At 71.0% G+C, this 759-nt stretch carries 1 protein-coding gene; it reads left to right on the top strand.

Features of this window, described 5'->3' with window-relative positions:
* On the top strand, positions 1-483 hold a 483-nt coding region (locus O3Q52_RS53755; RefSeq protein ID WP_269655638.1), incomplete at its 5' end, for an ATP-binding protein.
* Between the last annotated feature and the right edge of the window lie 276 nt (positions 484-759).

The raw sequence follows: 759 nt of genomic DNA, 5'->3' as shown, positions 1-759 counted from the left end.
AGCCTCGACGACCGCTGCCAGGCCGTCGTGGTGGCGCTGGTCCCCGCCCGTCCGCCGGGCGACGTGGTCCTGCTGATGGCCCGCGCCCGCCGCCTCGACGCGGAACGGACGGTGTCCTGGGAGCTGCCCAGCGACCCGGCGGCCGTCGCCGACGTGCGCAAGCGGACGTCACGGCAGCTGTGCGAGTGGGGCCTGGACGAGCTGACCTTCACCACCGAACTCGTCGTCAGCGAACTCGTCACCAACGCCATCCGGCACGCCTCCGGGCCGATAAGACTGCGGCTGATCATGTCGCGGACGCTGGTCTGCGAGGTCTGGGACGCCAGCCCCACCGCCCCGCACCTGCGTCACCCCAAGACGACCGACGAGGGCGGCCGCGGTCTGTTCCTGGTCTCCCAGTTCACCCAGCGCTGGGGCACGCGCTACACCCGGGACGGCAAGATCATCTGGACCGAGCAGTCACTCACGGGCCCGGAGATCTGAGCGGACCGTCACTCCGTCGCCTCGCGGGGCGTGACACGTTTGTGCCGTGCCCGTTGTGCCTAACGGTGTATTAAGTAACTTTTGTCGCATAGTGCGTCCGGAGGTCTACCCCGGACCGGCCGCCCGCGCGCCCCCGCGGTTCACCTCCTCGTGTCCGTACCCAACGAGGAGTGACGCCTCATGTCCGACACCGTGTCCCGGCGGTCCGTCCTGCGCCTGCTGAGCGGCGCGACCGCCCTCGCCCTGGCCGCGACCGCGGGGCCCCCGTCCCTCGCA

The organism is Streptomyces sp. ActVer (genome assembly GCF_027270795.1).
In the GTDB taxonomy this organism is placed as follows: domain Bacteria; phylum Actinomycetota; class Actinomycetes; order Streptomycetales; family Streptomycetaceae; genus Streptomyces; species Streptomyces umbrinus_A.
This window is presented reverse-complemented; position numbering and strand designations above follow the sequence as displayed.